This window comes from Winogradskyella maritima (assembly GCF_042650215.1).
Classification (GTDB): Bacteria; Bacteroidota; Bacteroidia; order Flavobacteriales; family Flavobacteriaceae; genus Winogradskyella; species Winogradskyella maritima.
This window is the reverse complement of record NZ_JBHSAT010000023.1, coordinates 38,859-54,484: the sequence shown is the minus strand read 5'-3', so window position 1 is coordinate 54,484 and position 15,626 is coordinate 38,859. Positions and strand designations below refer to the sequence as shown.

Sequence of the window (15,626 nt, the reverse complement as noted above, 5' to 3'; positions counted from 1 at the left end):
TCCCGCAAGTTCGGGAGCAAATTTACACAATTTTAAACTCTAGTAACCTTATCAATACCATTAATTTTTTTAAGGTTATCCATGAGTTTTTTCAACATAGTTTTGTTCTTAACCACTACGGTAATCTTACCATTAAAAATGCCATCATCGCTGGAAAAATTCAAACTTTTCATGTTAACGTGCATGTTAGATGAAATGACCTTGGTTACCTCGTTCACTAACCCAAGATTATCCAATCCAGAGAGTGTGATTTGCGAGGTATATTCTTGCTGTGAGGAATCAATCCATTTGGCCTGCATAATCCTGTAGGCATAATTAGATTGAAGACTCAAAGCATTCGGGCAATTCTTTTTATGAACTTTAATGCCATCGTTTATTGTTAAAAAACCAAATACTTTGTCACCAGGAATTGGATTACAGCATTGGGCCAAGGTATAGTCCAAATGCTCTTCCTCCTTACCAAAAACAAGCATATCGTATTTAGACGTAATCTCGTCTTTATCAACATCCTTAGGAACTTCTGGCTTTCGGATTTTACTTTTAATAAAGCTCATCAGTGCATTGCTTCGGGATGAAGCGTAACCCTTTAGCATGGTGTTATCAATGGTGCCGATGCCGACACGATAAAATAAATCTAAAGAAGTTTTAAGTTTGAAATGGTTCACCATCTCATTAACCGAAGCCTCATTAAGCGTAATTTTCAATTGCTTCAACTTTCGACGTAACAACTCTTTACCTTCCGCAGCCATCTCCTTTTTATCAGCGTTGAGGTAGGATTTAATTTTACTTCGGGCACGGGCCGTTGTTGCATAATCTAACCAGTTGGTGTTGGGTTTAGCGTTATCCGAAGTTAATATCTCAACACGGTCACCACTTTCCAATTCTTGGCTTAATGGAACAAGTTTGCCATTGACTTTGGCGCCTCTGGTTTTCATGCCGACTTCTGTGTGAATACTAAAAGCAAAGTCCAATGGTGTTGCACCTTTTGGAAGTGATTTTAAATCGCCTTTTGGAGAAAAGACAAAAATCTCTTTTGAATAGAGGTTTAGTTTAAACTGCTCTACAAAATCCACGGCATTAGCTTCGTTGTTTTCCAAAGCCTCCTGAAGACGATTAATCCAAAGATCCAAACTGTCGTCTTTCTCATCAGTATTCTTGTATTTGTAGTGTGCTGCGTATCCTTTTTCGGCAATCTCATTCATGCGCTCACTCCTAATCTGAACTTCAACCCAGTTACTATTTGGGCCAACGACGGTAATATGTAAAGCTTCATAACCCGTAGATTTTGGGGAGGAAATCCAATCGCGCAATCGGATAGGATTCGGTGTAAAGTGATCCGTTACGATGGAATATATTTTCCAGGCGATAAATTTTTCACTCGCAACGTCGGATGCATAGATAATACGCACTGCAAACTTGTCGTATACCTCCTCAAAGGTGACACCCTGTTTCATCATCTTTCGATGTATGCTGAAAATAGATTTTGGGCGACCCTTAATTTCGTAATCGACTCCTTCAGCATCTAACGAGTCTTTTATAACTTTTGAAAATGCTTTAATGTACTCGTCTTGTTCCTCCTTACTGGCTTTTATTTTTTTGAAAATGTCATTGTAGACATTGGGCTGTGTGTACTTTAAGCCTAAATCTTCAAGCTCAGTTTTGATGTTGTATAATCCAATTCTATGGGCAAGGGGTGCATAAATGTATAGCGTTTCGGAAGCAATTTTAATCTGCTTGTCCGGACGCATGCTGTCCATGGTTTGCATATTATGGAGACGATCGGCGATTTTGATGATAATCACCCTCACGTCATCATTAAGCGTCAATAACATCTTCCGAAAGTTCTCCGCCTGTAGTGAGACATCCATGTCTTTCTTTAGGCTCGAAATTTTGGTCAATCCATCAACAATCCTCGCTACCGTTTCTCCAAACAAGCTTTCAATATCATCTAATGTATAGTTGGGATTATCTTCAACCACATCATGAAGAAGGGCGGCAGCGATACTTGTGGCGTCCAAGCCAATTTCTTGGGCAACGATTTTAGCGACAGCAATAGGATGAAAGATGTAGGCTTCGCCAGATTTACGACGCTGTTCTTTGTGAGCGTCAACAGCAACTTCAAACGCCTGTCGGATGAGTTTTTTGTCATCTTTGGTCAGGGTTTGGTAGCTTACCTTTAATAGCTCTTTGTAAGCTTTGGCAATCGCTGCATTTTCTTGTTCTATGGCCGCTTCAGTCATAAAACTAAATTAAGGATATCCTTGCTAATGCACAATTGTTTTTCGGACTTAATTCAGACCGAAAATAAGATTCAAAATGCAGTTATTTTGAAACTAAATTCCGAAGATTACTCCCAAAAATCCCTGCAATTCCGGCTGCAATCCCACCGATTAACGCGGTAACTAGCATTAAAAGACAGGCGTTGCCTTTAAGATATAGCAAGGTCGCTATTTTTCTCGCTAAGATGTAATCGTTGTCAGCACTCATTACAAAGGCGTATACCAACCAGAATAAGAATACGGCGAGAAAAGGAACTAAGAAGGCTGTCCAACCTCTAATGGGAAAAACCAATCCTGCCAAAAACGCCGCCAACATCACGGACCACCATGGTAATAGAAACGAGGAGATACCGGCAAAAATTAGGGTCAGTAAAAAGTTATATGTTTTTTTAGACATGATGTTTTAGTTTAGAATTTGAGTAGCGATAATTTTATCTGAAGGCTCATTCTTTTGCATAAATAAGAGCGAATTATACTCGCCTTTGGCCCAATCATCAATATAATTATCGTAAAACTGACTGCCAGGATTACCCGATTGCCCGCCAGGATAAATGCCCAATCCGGTTGGTGGTGAGGTCATCTCAACAATCATACGCCAAGACGGCCCATGTGTTTCAGAAGTTGCGTTTACAATATTTCTATCACCACCTATAGGGATGTCAAAACGAGAAAACGCTGGTAGGCCTTGGAGTAAATGTCCAGCACGAGTACGCTTGTAATTTTGCCAATTATAATCACCATTTTCGGCTTTCCATTCGTTTAATTCCGTAACCGCTTGTTTAAAACTTAGCAGGAATAAATCAGTGGCAGTTTCTCTTTCTGGTGTCTCCAAAATATCCATGAATTCGTTCTCGCCATCGGTTTTCAATAAATGAATGGTTTGGTAAGCGAAAGGTGTGTCTAAGGCTTCGTCTTCAGATTCAAATTCATCCCAGATCATATTGTACAAAATATACCACCAACGTCGCCAAATTGATGGGCCAACCTCTTCAAGGTCGTTATTAAAATTCCAACTTTTGACTTGCTCATAAATGGCTTTTTCGTCTTCCGAAAGCTCTTTATCTTGAAGGTAAATCAACATGGTCGGTAACAAATCTGCCGCCTTCATGTTGTAGTTGTTATTATGAAGGTCTTTAAAATCCTGAATATTGAATTTGTCCTTCGATCTGAAGAAATCATTAATCACCTGATTTCTGTAGGTTTCATAACCATCATTAAAAACGTAAAACGGATAATCTTCATTAACCGGATGCTGATTCGCAGAACTCACAAAACCGCGCTCAGGATTTTTAACATGGGCGTTAAATTGCTGAGGTATAAATCCTTGCCAGTCGTGCTCAGGATTGGTACCGTCCAATAAGAACTTTCCTTGACCTTTCCACTTATTAGGGAGTTGGCCTTGTATCCAAAGCGCGATATCGCCTTCGGTAGAGGCAAACACAAAATTTTGGGCCGGCGCCACAAAATGCTGAATGGCATCAACATAGTCATCATAACCTTTAGCACGATTCATTTTAATCAAGGTTAATTGATTATTACCTCCCAAATGCCCGACCCATTTCATGGCGTAATTGGCCTTCTCGTCTTCGCTTAAAAAGTTTTCATCATAGGTAACAGGACCGTGATGGGTGTAATATACCGTGTCTAAAAAAGTTTCGCTTCCTCTTACGGCAATCTCTTCAATCCGCTTCTCCACTTTTTTCCATTGGCCATCGTGCTCGTAAGCTGATTTGTCACCATTGAATTTAATTTTGTAGTAATCAATGACATCTCGTGTGGCATTGGTTTCTCCCCAAGAGCAGAATTGGTTAAATCCAGATACCACGCCAAGCGCACCTGGTAACGTGGCGCCGAAGGAATTATGTTCTGGCGTAGCCAATTGCATCACAAACCAAATGCTCGGGAGATTAAGTCCTAAATGGGGGTCATTGGCCAAAATGGGTTTGCCACTATAAGATAAATCACCCGAAATTGCCCAATTATTACTGCCATTATCTGGATTTGGCATATTTCGGGTTTTTGAAATACTATCTAGAGGCATTTCGGATTGTGGGGTCGGAGTTATGGGTTCATCAATAAAACTCCAATCGGTATCTTCAGGAATAATGGGATCTAAATCCTCATAAAAATCTGGGAAAAGCTTATCAAATCTCTCATTGCCCAATTTTCGTAAGAGGTTGGTGTATTCTAAGTCAGAATCACCACCAGCCAACATCTTGGTCATGTACATCAGAAGGTAAGCCGTTTTTTTGGTGGTCCATGGCTCAGGTGCATAATCGAGTAATTTGTATTCTACAGGGTAAACGTGTGCATCTAGACTAGAAATATAACTATTGACCCCTTCCGCAAAAGCTTTGATGAGTTCAGCTGTTTCTGGATTAGCTTCCATGGCTTTTAAGGATTGCTCAGCGCCATAACCCATGCCGATACGTCTTTGTTCCCTGTCATAATTAAGTGCGCCTTCTCCAATAATTTCAGAGAGTCGACCAGCGGCGGCGTGCGTTTGGAATTCCATTTGCCATAACCGATGCTTTGCAGTGATGTAGCCTTGTGCTTTATATAAATCGTAATTGTTTTGAGCGAAAATATGTGGGACTAATTGGGCGTCATAATAGACATTGACTTGGTCTTTGAGGCCTTCAATTTTAACGGTTCCTGTAAGTTTTTCGTCGGTTTCATTTTGCCAAATGCCCGTCGCAGGATTCAAGAATTTCCCTAACGGCGGGATTGAACCCAATTTATTGTTTAGCAGGAAAAAGACAAGCGCGGTCAATAGTCCGGAGAGCACAAGTTTGAATAATTTCATAGGTCACAAAATATGAGAGACCTAAAATACTAAATTTTGAAACCGAAGTTTAGCTCAAACCTTTTATTCTACCCAAATCTTATCAATAAGTAATTTGAAGGATTGTTCTTTTTTATTACCTATAAGAAATGCGATTTCTGAAACACCGTCACCATCAAAATTTGGAATGTTGAGGCGCCGTCCTCTAAAAGTGGCTTCCATCGTATCAAACCCTATTGTAACTGTTTGCCAATCGCCAGTGGTTTCAAATTCGTAGATGTAGGAGTGGCGCTGATTTTGACTGGATTTACATCTAAATTGATAGACTTTTCCGTCGCCCTTTAATCTGATTTTATAGTGGGAATAACCATCGATATTAATGCTTTCCGTTTGATACCTAACCGAAGAAAAACCGCCATTGTTCTCCAAAGACACATCGCCATAAAATTCTGCATGACCTTCTTCATTAAGCGCAAATTTTCCATCGCTACGACCACCCATAACCACATCATCGACGATGCGCCAATTATCGAGGCTCGCATTTTCAGAAAAATCAAAAATAATCAGTTGGGATACACTCATAGCTAATAGGATAAGGATAAAAAAACGCATATTTTTATTGCGAAGTTATGCCAACATGGCGCAAACGGTGTGGTCGTTAACGGAAAATTTTAATCCGATTACCTTAAAATCAACGAGTCAACAATTGGTTTTCCTACAGCCTCATTAAGCATAGTTACTATTTTTTCTTTGCCATAACTCAGTTCTTCGCGTAAAACGCTAGAACTCAATTTAACATAAAGCGTTGTGCCTTTGAGCTCCACTGCGGTGGTGTAATTATTAACGCCATTTCCCATAAGTTGTGCCCAAGCTTCACGGATATCTACCTTGTCTAAGCCCGACTGCAAATTGTTTTCGCTGACGAAAGCTTTTAAAACGTCGGTTATGGATTGGTGTTCGTTATGTCGTTTTTTGCTCATTACTCGTCGAGGTCTAGTTTTAAAGATTCATGGCGATTGTAGCGGTAGGTAATACCATCTTGGTTGATCACAATTAAGCTCTTCTCGTCGGCTTGTAAAACCGTTTCTTTCCAACTATTGTACGGTGTGGAATAATAGAGATTCAGACTATCATTTTCTAGTTTCACAGTAACCGACTCCGCATCTTGGGAAGTGCTGTATTGATTGTTGAAACTTGGTTTTAATTTTTTTCGAAAACCCTTCAAACTATCATTAATGGAAATATAATCAATGGTTTCATTAAACTGATAATTCATTTTGTTGCCGTCAGCCTTGGTAACTTCGGTAATACTCCAATAGCCATTTATGTGCGCAAGCGCTTCTGAAGGGTCTTTGGAACAAGAAATTAAGGTTGAAACACATAAAAGACCAATTAATAAACGTCTCATAATTCAAAGATTTTATAAGATTGATGAATTTGCTTTACCACATTTTCTGTGCGCTCCGGATGCGTGTCACTGATAAAGAGTTGTCCAAAGTTTTCATCATCTACCATGCTGATGATTTGGGCCACACGATTTTCGTCTAATTTATCAAAAATATCATCGAGCAACAGAATGGGAGGGACGCCACTTTGCTGTTTTATAAAATCGAATTGCGCCAATTTTAAGGCAATTAAGTAGGACTTCTGTTGCCCTTGACTTCCGAATTTTTTAATTGGAAAATCTTCAATCATAAAGTTTAAATCGTCCTTATGAACACCAACACTTGTGTACTGTAAAGCCTTGTCTTTATTGATGCTTTGTTCTAAAAGTGATTTTAAATCAGACTCGTGTAAATCACTTTTGTAGTTCAGATTCACTTGTTCTTTATCATGACTAATAGCGCTATAACGTTCTTTAAAAATTGGGATGAACGTGTCTAAAAAAGCCTTTCGTTTTTCAAAAATCTGTTGCCCGTAAGTGTTCAGCTGGTCGTTATAAACACTTATGGTATCGTTGTTATAGGTGTTGTTGACTGCGAAATATTTTAGCAAGGCGTTCCGTTGCGCTAGCACTTTGTTATAGCTTATGAGTTCGCTTAAGTAGGCTTTATCACTTTGAGAAATGACACTGTCCACAAATTTTCGGCGGACATCACTGCCTTCACTAATGAGGTCCCTATCTGCAGGAGATATAATCACTAAAGGGATAAATCCAATATGGTTACTGAATTTCTCGTAGGCTTTCCCGTTTCGTTTTATGACTTTTTTCTGACCGCGCTTTAGTGAAACCACGATTTTTTCAGACTTATCATCCTTGGTAAATCCGCCATCCACAACAAAGAACTCCTCACCGTGTTTAATGTTTTGAAGAGCGACCGGATTAAAATAACTCTTCCCAAAAGCCAAATGATAAATCGCATCCAAAGCATTGGTTTTACCGATACCGTTGGCCCCAACAAAACAATTGATTTTGGAATCGAATTGAAATGCCTGACTTTCAAAATTCTTGTAATTTAAAAGTGAAAGGGAATTAAGAATCATATAAATTGTCGCTTTTGCTTGATTTTAGTGCGATTTCACTGCGTTTTAAGGACCTGCAAATTATTGAAAAATAAGAAATAAATAGGCTTTTAAATCCCAATAAAAATTTTATTTTTGCGCACGCACAAATTGAAGAATAATGGCAACATATAAGAAAAGAGGCTATAAACCGAAGACCAAGAAAGAAAAGGTTGAAGAGATTGAAGAACAATCAACAACTGCTGAGGTTTTTAATACCCTTGATGAGTCGGCAAACAAAACGGAAGAGTGGGTTGTCGCTAACCAAAAATACATTTTTGGCTTTATCGCCGTAGCCGCCGTATTGGTTTTAGGCTATATGGGATACCAAAAATTTATTGCAGAGCCAGCAGCTAAAGATGCGATGAACGAGATGGCAAACGCCAAGGCGTATTTTAATGATGCTATGACCAACACCGCGGAGCAAGATTCGCTACTGATGTTATCATTAAATGGTGCTGATGGAAAATATGGCATGTTGGATATCGCTGATGAATACAGTGGTACACCAGCTGGGAACTTAGCAAATTACTATGCTGGTACAGCATACTTAAATATGAATAAATACCAAGAAGCCATTGAGTATTTAAGCGATTTTGAGTCTGATGATAAAATGCTATCCGTTATTTCTAAAGGAGCGATTGGTGATGCTTTTGTACAGTTAAATCAAAAAGCAGAAGGCTTAGAGTATTACGAAAAAGCTATCAAGGCAAACAATAATGAATTTGCAACGCCAATCTACTTATTAAAAGCAGCGCGTATTGCAATGGATTTAGGAGAAAATCAAAAAGCCTTGGATTATTTAGAGCGCATTAAAACCGAATTTTCTGGTTCTACGGAAGCAGCTCAGGTGGATGTGTTAATCGGAAAAGCCCAAGCGAGCTTATAAGATATGGCAACCGCAAATCATAATTTATCGAACTACGATAAATCTACAATCCCAAACGCGAAAGACTTTCGGTTTGGGATTGTTGTTTCAGAATGGAACACAGAAGTGACGGAAGGTCTTTACAATGGTGCGCTTGAAGCACTTTTGGATTGCGGCGCAACGCAAGACCATATTACCCGTTGGAATGTCCCTGGAAGCTACGAACTCATCTATGGCTCTAAAAAAATGCTACAGCAAAATGTGGACGTTGTTATTGCCATTGGCTGTGTTATCCAAGGGGAAACCAAGCATTTCGATTTTGTGTGCCAAGGTGTCACGCAAGGCATAAAAGATTTGAATATTCTTTACGATAAACCTACCATTTTTTGTGTATTGACTGACAATACCATGCAACAATCCTTAGAACGCTCGGGCGGTAAGCACGGTAATAAAGGGACTGAAGCAGCTATCACAGCGATTAAGATGGTAGCTTTAAATCAAAAGTAGCCTTTCAAAATCGGTTCAATTTGAAAATATCATTTATAATATCTATATGTATCCTGTTTTTTGGTTGTAAAGACATATCAAGAACAGAAGATATCAAGAAAAGTGAAGAGGTATTGCTAGATGTGTTTTCATCAAAAGACGGTTTAGCCAGCCGTTGTATTGCAGAGGATTTTCAAAGTCATTTTTTAAATTCGTTACCAGATTTAAAAGACTTTTTTATAACTGAATTAAAGATTCAGGATTTGGATCATTTTGAAAAGCAATTCGAGCTATTTTCAAACTTCAAAATGGGAAGTGAATTGTTTCCTGATATGAATATTATACAGGAGAGTCAAATAGAAATGTATAATAACATTGTTTCAGAGGATGAAATGGTGAATTCAGGGTTATTTGAAATGGGTTGTGAATATGGCTACTACTCTATGTCAAAACCTTTCTTTAATGAAGACTACAGCCTTGCTCTTGTTGAATTTGCAAATTTTTGTGGACACGGATTATGTGGAGGTGGCAGAACTGCAATCTACAAGAATAAAAATGGGGTTTGGGCAGAAGTAAAAGTCTTGAATTCTTGGATAGGGTAAATTCGTGATAACCCTTAATTTCTTTTTTGATATTATTTAAAAGGCATAGTTCTTGTTAACAATTTTTAGTAGTTGCAACAAGCGAGTTCCTTGTAATTTAAGTATTTTTGAAAGGTTAGCTCATAAAATTGCAATTGCGTATTGTTCAATCAGCGAAAACCAAAAAAGTTTAACTATAAGTCGCGCTTTCAACAGGAAAGGGAAGCATCGGAGTCGTCGGATTTAGAGACCCAATGGAACGACTTAAAGCCAAAACGAAAGCGTAAAGGCGGGTTTCTTTTGTCTTTGCCAGGTTTATTAGTTATGCTGATTGCAATTTTTATACTAATTTATATCCTCGATGGATATAGCAAATAGAGTGAATCATGGGAATATTTAAGCTAAAGCAAAATCGGAAGTATAATTACACACCAAGATATTATAAAGGTGACGGCAGTCCTTATGAAGTAAAGCATAAGTTTGATGACCAAAGAACTACCGTTGGGGCAAGCAAAGGGTTGAAAGGAAAGATCAATCAGGCTGTTGACGACTACAAATACAATCCTAATCAAACCGCGAATCGTCGCGTACTCATTATCATAGGTGTTTTGGTTTTACTTTTTTTATTCATTATTGAATTCGATTTATCCATCTTCTTTAAAGGCTAATGACAGACATCATACAACTCTTGCCAGACCACGTTGCTAACCAAATTGCTGCGGGCGAAGTGGTACAACGGCCAGCTTCGGTCGTTAAAGAACTTTTAGAAAATGCTATTGATGCCGATGCCACAGACATCTCTATGATTTTAAAGGATGCTGGTAAAACCTTGGTTCAAGTGATTGACAATGGTAAAGGTATGAGTGCTACCGATGCACGGCTTAGTTTTGAGCGCCATGCGACCTCTAAAATAAAATCAGCAGAAGACTTATTCCAACTGAACACCAAAGGTTTCCGAGGTGAAGCTTTGGCAAGTATTGCTGCGATTGCACACGTAGAATTAAAAACCAAGCGAGAAACGGATGAACTTGGTACCGAAATCTGTATAGAAGGCAGTGAGGTAAAATCACAAGAAGTTGTTGTAACGCCAAAAGGGACTTCGGTTGCGGTGAAGAACTTGTTTTTTAATATTCCCGCGAGACGCAATTTTCTAAAATCAGATACCGTAGAATTACGCCATATCACGGATGAGTTTCATCGCGTGGCTTTGGCGCATCCCAACATTGCCTTCGCCATGTATCACAACGGTAGTGAGCTTTTTAATTTACCAGTGAGTAATTATCGGCAACGTGTCGTCAATATTTTTGGGAATAAGACCAACGAAAAATTGGTGCCTGTGGACGAAGAGACAGAGGTGTTGGTGGTTTCAGGATTTATTGGGAAACCCGAATATTCCCGAAAAACGAAATCCGAACAATTTTTCTTTGTCAACGACCGATTTATAAAAAGCCCGTATCTCAATCACGCAATCAATTCTGCTTTTGAAGGCTTGCTGAAAGACGGTTACCATCCGAGTTACTTTTTAAACTTGAAGGTCGACCCGAAGACGATTGATATCAATATCCATCCGACAAAGACTGAAATAAAGTTCGATGATGAACATACGCTTTACGCCATATTACGTTCGGCAGTGAAGCACAGTTTGGGACAGTTTAATATTGCACCAGTGCTCGATTTTGATAGCAATGCCAACTTGGATACGCCGTATAATTACAAGAATAAACAAGGACAAATGCCTAAGATTGAAGTCGACCGTTCCTTCAATCCGTTTAGGGATGAAACAGCAAAATCGTCTGGTGGCGGTTCTGAAACGATGACGGCGCCAACTTACAAAAAGGAAACAGCGCCACATTGGGAAAGTCTGTATGTTGGACTGGAATCACAAGGCAATAAGAATCTAGTTGATTTTGAATCCTTAAGTTTTGAAAGCGACAGTACCAACCAAGAAATATTTAAGTCTGATGCCATTGAAACCGAAAAAACGACCTTTCAACTACGTCAAAAATATATTGTAAGCACATTGAAATCAGGCATGCTAGTGGTCGACCAAAACAAAGCGCATCAACGTATTTTATATGAAGATTATTTAAAACACTTAACCTTAAAGGAAGCCACAACACAACAGTTGCTGTTTCCTTTGGAATTGCATTTTTCAACTTCGGAACTCGGTATTGTAAAACAATTACAATCAGATTTAGAAAGTACGGGCTTTGCTTTTTCAGAATTTAAGGAGGATGCTGTTGTGGTGACAGGCGTTCCGGTAGGTGTTCCAGATAGCGAAGTGTCCATAGTATTGGAACAGCTGATTAGCGATGTGGAAAATGATGTCCCAGACCAGAATTTTTCGTCATCAGATTTATTGGCAAAATCACTTGCCAAAACATTGGCCATTAAAAATGGACAGACCTTAAGTCAAGAAGCACAACAAGATTTGCTCGATAGACTTTTTGCCTGCAAAGAACCATCGGTAACACCAAACAATCGCAGTACGTTTGTCACGTTAGGGATAGAGGATATCGATAAAAAATTTATGTTATAATATATGAGATTAGGAATCACAGATGCGGTAAAGCATCTTATCATTATAAACGTTGTGATGTTTATCGGCACCTTGACTGTTGGCGGTGGGACATTATTTTATGATTGGTTTGCTGAATTTTTTCCACTGAATGACTCTTTTGGCTTCTGGCAATTAGTTACGAGTATCTTTATCCATTTTGATATTGGTCATTTATTCTCGAACATGTTAATGCTGTTTTTTACAGGTATTATGATTGAGCAGGTTCTTGGAACCAAAAGGTTTTTGTTTCTTTTTTTATCGGCAGGACTTGGGGGTAATTTAATTGCTCTTTCTGTAGATTACATTCAGTTTTCGTTGGCCTTAAATGAATTGACGTCAAATGGATTTGATAAAGCCCAAGTCCTCGAGGTTCTAAATTCGAAACTAGGTCGATACGACCTTAGATGGCAAAATATTTTAAGTGAAACACAGTTCAAACATTTAGTCGTTAATTTTAATAGTAGAAGTGCTGGTGCTTCAGGAGCAGTGATGGGTATACTTGCAGTTCTTGGTTTAATGTTTCCCGAAAGAAAAATTATGCTTCTTTTCCCGCCCATACCAATTAAAATAAAGTATTTAGTTGTTGGTCTAATTGGTTCAGATTTTTTTATGGCAATATTCACAGGATCTTCTTTGATAGGGTCAACAGGTACTGGTTACGTAGCTCACTTAGGAGGTGCGATTGTGGGAGCACTCATTTATTTATTTTGGAAAAAAAATAGTATGGACAAATATCGTTGGAACTAAGATGAACGGCACTTCAGACTTAAAATACAAATTCAATAGACTTGATGCTTTTGGTAAAATCATAGTGATTAACGCTGTGCTATTTATTTTGAATTTGATTCTTGTAAATGTGCTTCGCATTGATTGGCTTTCTAGATATTTCAGTTTGCCTTCAGAATTGTCCAATTTTATCTTCCAACCTTGGAGCATTCTTTCTTACGGGTTTTTACATGCCGATTTTTTTCATGTAATTTTTAATATGCTATTTCTATTCTATTTCTCTAGAACAATTGTGAATTTGTTTAAAGAGAGATTGGCCTTAAATATTTACTTTCTAGGAATATTATCTGGTGGTATGTTTTTCATAACATTCGCTAATTTATTGCCAGTAAGTCTAGGTTTTGGAGGCACTTTGATTGGAGCTTCCGCTGGTGTATCTGCTATGCTAATGTTTATTGCAGTTTATATGCCGAATTCGGAAATACGTCTGTTTAATATTATTACCGTAAAGTGGAGACACATTGCCATGGGTTTTGTGGCTTATGACTTGATTAGGATACTGATGGGAGTCAATGTAGGAGGACTTATGTCGCACTTTGGCGGTTACTTTTTAGGCTATCTCTATGCGTCTAGATTGGCCAAAGGAACAGATATCGGTAAAGGCTTTGAGCGTATGGCAGACAACGTGGCGAGCTGGTTTAAACCAAAATCTAATTTAAAAACCGTACATCGAAAATCACAGCCAAAACGAAGTACAACTGCAAATAAAGGCACAAGTTCTGCGTTGGACAAGCAGAAGCAAATTGATGAGATATTGGATAAGATTTCCAAAAGTGGCTATGATAGTTTATCGGCGAAGGAAAAGGAATTTTTATTCAAGGCAGGCAAAGACTAATTATGAAAGGCTTAAAATGGTACGATAAGTTGATGTTTTTCGCCAATTCGGTGGCTGCTGTCTTGCTATTGCTCTCTTATCTCTTGCCTTTTGTATCGCCCTCAAAATTTACTTTATTATCTGTATTGAGCCTTGGGGTTCCGATACTTATTATTATCAATATTCTATTTTTGGTGTATTGGCTTTTAAAAGTAAAACGCCAACTTCTATTGTCCTTCATCGTGTTGCTCCTTGGCTATAGCTATGTGTTTTCGCTTTATAAATTCACCAGCTCCAAAAAGATTGAAGATTCAGGCAATTTTAAAGTCATGAATTATAATGTACGACTCTTCAATCTTTACGATTGGTTGCCCAATGAGAATGTGGCGTCTGACATCAAGCAGTTTGTAGACACAACGCAACCAGATGTACTTTGCATTCAGGAGTATAAAAACCATGAGGATTTTAGTCTTCCAGATTACTATAAACATGAAGAACTGACCGATGCTGGACTCAAAGTAGGGCAGGTCATTTATTCAAAATTTCCTATTGTCGATGCGGGTTCTGTTGATTTTAAGGATACGGCGAATAATGCGATTTATGTGGATATCAAAAAAGGAAGTGATACCTTGAGAGTCTATAATATTCATTTACAATCTTCAAAAATTAATCCTGAAGTGGAAGAACTTCAGAAGGAATCTTCGGAGCATTTATTCAATAAGGTAGAGGAAACGTTTTTAACTCAGGAAATGCAGGTGAAGCAGTTTTTGGCGCATAAAGCCAAGTGTACATACAAAACGGTAATTAGTGGGGATTTAAATAATACGGCCTATTCTTACATCTATTCCCAATTAAAGGGGGAAGCAGTAGATGCCTTTGATGAAGCTGGTAACGGCTTTGGTAAAACCTATAATTTAAAGTTTTTCCCACTCCGGATCGATTTTATTTTTGCTGATCCGTCCATTTCCGTTAATGGTTTTAAGACTTACTCTGATACCAAGCTATCGGATCATTTTCCCATTGAGGCGACCTTAAAGATTTAGGAGTGCACAATCTATCCAATCTGCACAAATATGGATGATTAAACCAATTCCAAACCACCGTGTTCTTTTCGGAATAAGTAATATTAAATAAACTACCATGGCATAATAACTATGTAAAACATGGGTATTTATACTACACCTGTTGGCATCAAAAATGGGTGTGGCAAAAAGATGGTCAAGGTCAATAACAAAGGCAGCGAGCATAATGAGATAATAGCGCAACCACTTTTTTTGAAGGCTAAGCGCAATGACCAAAGGCACTAAAAAATGAATCCCGTAATGAATGGCAAAACGTGTCATTCGGTTTTTATGGTTTGTTGCTCTAGATAATTAAGCGTATTTGGGCCTTCGTTGAAGAGTAAATCGAGGATGCTTAAGTTAGGGAGAAAACCGTGTTTCACACAAAACATTTGTGTATAGCTTTTAAAGTTATAAGGTATTACAGTTTTGAGTTTTGCTAGATTTCTGAAATCGAAGGTCGCTCCATTTTGATTTTTAAACTGAGTTGTTAATTCCAAATCTTTATCGATTTGAACACACGCATTTAGTGTTTCATTGCAAATAAGATTATACTCAAATAAGAAATTATAAGTCGTATTGAATAATGGCATTAAATCATCAATATAATATTCAAAAAAAGGAGAAGAATTATAAGCTGTCATTAAAGATTTTAAATGTTGGCTCTGCCATTTTTCAACATTTGATATTTTGACGTCTCTGTAAAGTTGTTTGTTCTTACTACTGTAAATTACCGGGATAGTCAGTGGTAGCTTCCCGTTGGGCCCAAAGATGTCATACCTATTTCTAAAGGTTTGTTTCTGATAAGTGCCTTGAGCTTCAATTTCAACCTCATTAAAGTTTGAATAGATTGAGTAATGAGAAAGATTAGGGAAAGCGGTTAATGATATTAAAGCTTTCATTT

Annotated in this window: 17 protein-coding genes; 8 read left to right on the top strand and 9 right to left on the bottom strand. The window is 38.2% G+C overall.

Translation table 11 applies throughout. The annotated features are described in order from the left end of the window. Positions 1 to 32: 32 nt before the first annotated feature. The 7 genes from ACFOSX_RS13350 to recF form a co-directional block, all read right to left on the bottom strand. Positions 33 to 2,240, bottom strand: coding sequence for a RelA/SpoT family protein (locus tag ACFOSX_RS13350; RefSeq protein ID WP_386102170.1), 2,208 nt, complete (start codon positions 2,238 to 2,240; stop codon positions 33 to 35). Between the two features lie 82 nt (positions 2,241 to 2,322). Next, positions 2,323 to 2,676 (bottom strand): hypothetical protein, encoded by a 354-nt coding sequence (locus tag ACFOSX_RS13345; RefSeq protein ID WP_386102167.1) that lies wholly within the window; start codon positions 2,674 to 2,676, stop codon positions 2,323 to 2,325. A gap of 6 nt (positions 2,677 to 2,682) precedes the next feature. Continuing rightward, complete coding sequence (locus ACFOSX_RS13340; RefSeq protein ID WP_386102164.1) at positions 2,683 to 5,085, bottom strand: penicillin acylase family protein; 2,403 nt, start codon at positions 5,083 to 5,085, stop codon at positions 2,683 to 2,685. Between the two features lie 63 nt (positions 5,086 to 5,148). Next, positions 5,149 to 5,676 carry a CIA30 family protein gene (locus ACFOSX_RS13335; RefSeq protein ID WP_386102161.1) on the bottom strand — a complete coding sequence of 176 codons (528 nt, stop codon included), beginning with the start codon at positions 5,674 to 5,676 and terminating at the stop codon, positions 5,149 to 5,151. A 68-nt stretch (positions 5,677 to 5,744) separates the two neighbouring features. Further along, positions 5,745 to 6,044 (bottom strand): DUF721 domain-containing protein, encoded by a 300-nt coding sequence (locus tag ACFOSX_RS13330; protein WP_386102158.1) that lies wholly within the window; start codon positions 6,042 to 6,044, stop codon positions 5,745 to 5,747. Beyond that, complete coding sequence (locus tag ACFOSX_RS13325) at positions 6,044 to 6,472, bottom strand: lipocalin family protein (protein WP_386102155.1); 429 nt, start codon at positions 6,470 to 6,472, stop codon at positions 6,044 to 6,046. Before ACFOSX_RS13325 ends, ACFOSX_RS13330 begins: the two co-directional genes overlap by 1 nt. Then, positions 6,469 to 7,548, bottom strand: coding sequence for a DNA replication/repair protein RecF (recF, locus tag ACFOSX_RS13320; protein ID WP_386102152.1), 1,080 nt, complete (start codon positions 7,546 to 7,548; stop codon positions 6,469 to 6,471). The genes ACFOSX_RS13325 and recF overlap by 4 nt, the downstream gene beginning before the upstream one ends. Positions 7,549 to 7,687: 139 nt before the next feature. Here recF and ACFOSX_RS13315 point away from each other — a divergent pair, with 139 nt between their 5' ends. From ACFOSX_RS13315 to ACFOSX_RS13280, 8 genes are all read left to right on the top strand, one after another. Then, a complete protein-coding gene (locus ACFOSX_RS13315) occupies positions 7,688 to 8,455 on the top strand; it encodes a tetratricopeptide repeat protein (protein ID WP_386102149.1) in 768 nt (255 codons plus the stop codon). Between the two features lie 3 nt (positions 8,456 to 8,458). After that, positions 8,459 to 8,941 carry a 6,7-dimethyl-8-ribityllumazine synthase gene (ribH, locus tag ACFOSX_RS13310; protein ID WP_386102146.1) on the top strand — a complete coding sequence of 161 codons (483 nt, stop codon included), beginning with the start codon at positions 8,459 to 8,461 and terminating at the stop codon, positions 8,939 to 8,941. Between the two features lie 20 nt (positions 8,942 to 8,961). Then, positions 8,962 to 9,522, top strand: a complete 561-nt coding sequence (locus ACFOSX_RS13305; protein ID WP_386102143.1) for a hypothetical protein — start codon at positions 8,962 to 8,964, stop codon at positions 9,520 to 9,522. A 365-nt stretch (positions 9,523 to 9,887) separates the two neighbouring features. Then, a complete protein-coding gene (locus ACFOSX_RS13300; protein WP_386102140.1) occupies positions 9,888 to 10,169 on the top strand; it encodes a riboflavin synthase subunit beta in 282 nt (93 codons plus the stop codon). After that, positions 10,169 to 12,040, top strand: coding sequence for a DNA mismatch repair endonuclease MutL (mutL, locus tag ACFOSX_RS13295; RefSeq protein ID WP_386102137.1), 1,872 nt, complete (start codon positions 10,169 to 10,171; stop codon positions 12,038 to 12,040). Before ACFOSX_RS13300 ends, mutL begins: the two co-directional genes overlap by 1 nt. Positions 12,041 to 12,043: 3 nt before the next feature. Then, positions 12,044 to 12,808: a rhomboid family intramembrane serine protease gene (locus ACFOSX_RS13290; protein ID WP_386102134.1), complete on the top strand. Its 765-nt coding sequence runs from the start codon at positions 12,044 to 12,046 to the stop codon at positions 12,806 to 12,808. Position 12,809: 1 nt separating this feature from the next. Beyond that, positions 12,810 to 13,682: a rhomboid family intramembrane serine protease gene (locus tag ACFOSX_RS13285; RefSeq protein ID WP_386102131.1), complete on the top strand. Its 873-nt coding sequence runs from the start codon at positions 12,810 to 12,812 to the stop codon at positions 13,680 to 13,682. 2 nt (positions 13,683 to 13,684) lie between these two features. Beyond that, positions 13,685 to 14,704, top strand: a complete 1,020-nt coding sequence (locus ACFOSX_RS13280) for an endonuclease/exonuclease/phosphatase family protein (RefSeq protein ID WP_386102128.1) — start codon at positions 13,685 to 13,687, stop codon at positions 14,702 to 14,704. On the opposite strand, the gene ACFOSX_RS13275 is transcribed toward ACFOSX_RS13280, so the two are convergent. Both ACFOSX_RS13275 and ACFOSX_RS13270 read right to left on the bottom strand, forming a co-directional pair. Further along, a complete protein-coding gene (locus ACFOSX_RS13275) occupies positions 14,693 to 15,004 on the bottom strand; it encodes a DUF6122 family protein (protein ID WP_386102125.1) in 312 nt (103 codons plus the stop codon). The genes ACFOSX_RS13280 and ACFOSX_RS13275 overlap by 12 nt on opposite strands. Continuing rightward, on the bottom strand, positions 15,001 to 15,624 hold the full coding sequence (locus tag ACFOSX_RS13270; RefSeq protein ID WP_386102122.1) for a WbqC family protein: 624 nt from the start codon (positions 15,622 to 15,624) through the stop codon (positions 15,001 to 15,003). Before ACFOSX_RS13270 ends, ACFOSX_RS13275 begins: the two co-directional genes overlap by 4 nt. Positions 15,625 to 15,626 lie beyond the last annotated feature (2 nt).

Excerpts from the sequence above, each read along its gene's own strand:
- ACFOSX_RS13300 (WP_386102140.1), top strand. The coding sequence starts at position 9,888 with ATGGGAATATTTAAGCTAAAGCAAAATCGGAAGTATAATTACACACCA.
- ACFOSX_RS13340 (WP_386102164.1), bottom strand. The coding sequence starts at position 5,085 with ATGAAATTATTCAAACTTGTGCTCTCCGGACTATTGACCGCGCTTGTC.
- ACFOSX_RS13280 (WP_386102128.1), top strand. The coding sequence starts at position 13,685 with ATGAAAGGCTTAAAATGGTACGATAAGTTGATGTTTTTCGCCAATTCG.
- ACFOSX_RS13270 (WP_386102122.1), bottom strand. The coding sequence starts at position 15,624 with ATGAAAGCTTTAATATCATTAACCGCTTTCCCTAATCTTTCTCATTAC.
- ribH (WP_386102146.1), top strand. The coding sequence starts at position 8,459 with ATGGCAACCGCAAATCATAATTTATCGAACTACGATAAATCTACAATC.
- mutL (WP_386102137.1), top strand. The coding sequence starts at position 10,169 with ATGACAGACATCATACAACTCTTGCCAGACCACGTTGCTAACCAAATT.
- ACFOSX_RS13350 (WP_386102170.1), bottom strand. The coding sequence starts at position 2,240 with ATGACTGAAGCGGCCATAGAACAAGAAAATGCAGCGATTGCCAAAGCT.
- ACFOSX_RS13335 (WP_386102161.1), bottom strand. The coding sequence starts at position 5,676 with ATGCGTTTTTTTATCCTTATCCTATTAGCTATGAGTGTATCCCAACTG.
- ACFOSX_RS13325 (WP_386102155.1), bottom strand. The coding sequence starts at position 6,472 with ATGAGACGTTTATTAATTGGTCTTTTATGTGTTTCAACCTTAATTTCT.
- ACFOSX_RS13275 (WP_386102125.1), bottom strand. The coding sequence starts at position 15,004 with ATGACACGTTTTGCCATTCATTACGGGATTCATTTTTTAGTGCCTTTG.
- ACFOSX_RS13285 (WP_386102131.1), top strand. The coding sequence starts at position 12,810 with ATGAACGGCACTTCAGACTTAAAATACAAATTCAATAGACTTGATGCT.
- ACFOSX_RS13290 (WP_386102134.1), top strand. The coding sequence starts at position 12,044 with ATGAGATTAGGAATCACAGATGCGGTAAAGCATCTTATCATTATAAAC.
- ACFOSX_RS13315 (WP_386102149.1), top strand. The coding sequence starts at position 7,688 with ATGGCAACATATAAGAAAAGAGGCTATAAACCGAAGACCAAGAAAGAA.
- ACFOSX_RS13345 (WP_386102167.1), bottom strand. The coding sequence starts at position 2,676 with ATGTCTAAAAAAACATATAACTTTTTACTGACCCTAATTTTTGCCGGT.
- ACFOSX_RS13330 (WP_386102158.1), bottom strand. The coding sequence starts at position 6,044 with ATGAGCAAAAAACGACATAACGAACACCAATCCATAACCGACGTTTTA.
- recF (WP_386102152.1), bottom strand. The coding sequence starts at position 7,548 with ATGATTCTTAATTCCCTTTCACTTTTAAATTACAAGAATTTTGAAAGT.